General features: G+C 72.9%; 3 protein-coding genes. All 3 read right to left on the minus strand.

Annotated features, from left to right (window positions below):
* A partial coding sequence (locus ACZ7NC_RS45435) for an FAD-binding oxidoreductase (protein WP_471498316.1) occupies window positions 1–503 on the minus strand: 503 nt, incomplete at its 3' end.
* Window positions 503–1,018: a 1,2-phenylacetyl-CoA epoxidase subunit PaaD gene (gene paaD / locus ACZ7NC_RS45440; RefSeq protein WP_471498319.1), complete on the minus strand. Its 516-nt coding sequence runs from the start codon at window positions 1,016–1,018 to the stop codon at window positions 503–505. The genes ACZ7NC_RS45435 and paaD, both read right to left, overlap by 1 nt.
* Window positions 1,012–1,812, minus strand: a complete 801-nt coding sequence (gene paaC / locus ACZ7NC_RS45445) for a 1,2-phenylacetyl-CoA epoxidase subunit PaaC (RefSeq protein ID WP_471498322.1) — start codon at window positions 1,810–1,812, stop codon at window positions 1,012–1,014. The genes paaD and paaC overlap by 7 nt, the downstream gene beginning before the upstream one ends.
* Window positions 1,813–1,814: the final 2 nt, after the last annotated feature.

Raw genomic sequence — 1,814 nt, forward strand, 5'->3', positions numbered from 1 at the left:
GCGGTGCGACGGTTGCCGTAGAAGAGGGTGACCGTCGAGCGGGAGTCGGCGGCGAGGACGGACTCGGCGATGGACATCATGGGCGTGATGCCGGAGCCCGCCGCGATCAGCACGTGATGGCCGGGTGTGGCGAGGTCGGGGGTGAAGGCGCCCGTCGGGGACATCACCTCCAGGGTGTCGCCGGGCCGCACCTCGTGGACCAGCCAGGAGGAGAACAGGCCGCCGGCCACTTCGCGTACCCCGATCCGCGGCCGTGCGCCCACCGGCGAGCAGATCGAGTAGGAGCGCCGCTCGTCCCGCCCGTCGACCTCCCGGCGCAGGGTGAGCGACTGGCCCGGGGCGAAGACGAACTCCTCGGCCAGATCGGCGGGGACGTCGAAGCCGACGGCGACCGCACCCTCGCACAGCCGCTGTACGGCGGCCACGCGCAGGTGGTGGAAGGCCGGGCGGCGTCGCCGCACGAGCGTGGGGTGGGCGGTGCCGGATGGCTGCAGGTCCTCCATCAGATCTCCTTGACGTACTCGAAGGGTTCGCGGCAGGCGCGGCAGCGCCACAGCGCCTTGCAGGAGGTGGCGCCGAAGCGGGAGGTCTCCTCCGTGTCGGCCGAGCCGCACAAGGGGCACGGCACTGCGGCGCGGGTGGGGGACAGCGTGAGCGGCACCGGGCCGGGCGCGGGTCGCGGCGCCGGTCCGGGAGGCGCGATGCCGTGCTCGGCGAGTGTGCGGCGACCCCTCGGCGTGATCCAGTCCGTGGTCCAGGGCGGATCGAGAACCGTGCGCACCCCGACCTGGGGGTATCCGGCGGCTGTGAGACGCGCGGCCACTTCGGCGCGCATCTCGGCCATGGCGGGGCAGCCGGAGTAGGTCGGGGTGAGGCTGACGACGACCGTCCCGTCCTCACCGACCTCGACGTCCCGCAGCACGCCGAGGTCGGCCAGGGTGAGCATGGGCAGCTCGGGGTCCGGAACGCGCTCGGCGATGTGCCGGGCGCGCCGGGCGTCGAGCAGGGTGGTCACCATGTCGCCTCCGGGTGGGCGCGGGCCACGCTCTGCAGCTCGGCCAGCAGCGGGGCGAGGTGCTCGGTGTGCTCGCCGTCGCGGCCGGATCCGGGCAGGGGCCGGTACACCGGCATGGGCACCCCGGCCGCCTCCATGACCTGCTTCAACACCGCCCCGACCTCGTCCCGGACGTCGTACACGGTGAACAGCTCGTCCAAGTACGGCGAGACCTGCTCCAACGCGTCCCGCATCCGGCGATGGGACTCGGCGGTGCCGTCGCCGAGCCGGACGACCCATTCGGCGGCGTACTGCCGGTGATACGTAAGCTCCTTGACGCCCTTGGCGGCTATCGCGGCGAGCACGGGATCGGCCGCGGCGGTGAGTCGCTCGAAGTGAGCGAGCCTCCATGCGGAGAGCACCAGCAGCCGTGCCACGGAGAACGCGAAGTCACCGTTGGGCAGTTCGGCGAGGCGTACGTTGCGGAAGTCGTCGGCGTCGCGGAAGTAGGCGTAGGCGTCCTCGTCGCGGCCGGTGCCGTCGGCCTGGCCGGCGCGGGAGTAGAGCAGGCGGGCCTGGCCGAGGAGGTCGAGGCCGATGTTGGCCAGCGCGACCTCCTCCTCCAGCTCGGGCGCCCGGGTGATCCACTCGGCCAGCCGTTGCGCCAGGACGAGGGCGTCGTCGGCCAACGCGACACAGACGGCGGCCAGTTCACCACCGTCGATGCCGTCGGGCAGGGTGGTGTCGACGCCGTGCAGCGGGTCCTCGAAGCCTGTGCCGTAGGCCCAGCGGGTGTCGTCCTCGTGTCCCTCGGCCAGGG

The sequence above is a fragment of the Streptomyces sp. NPDC111802 genome, from assembly GCF_055634335.1.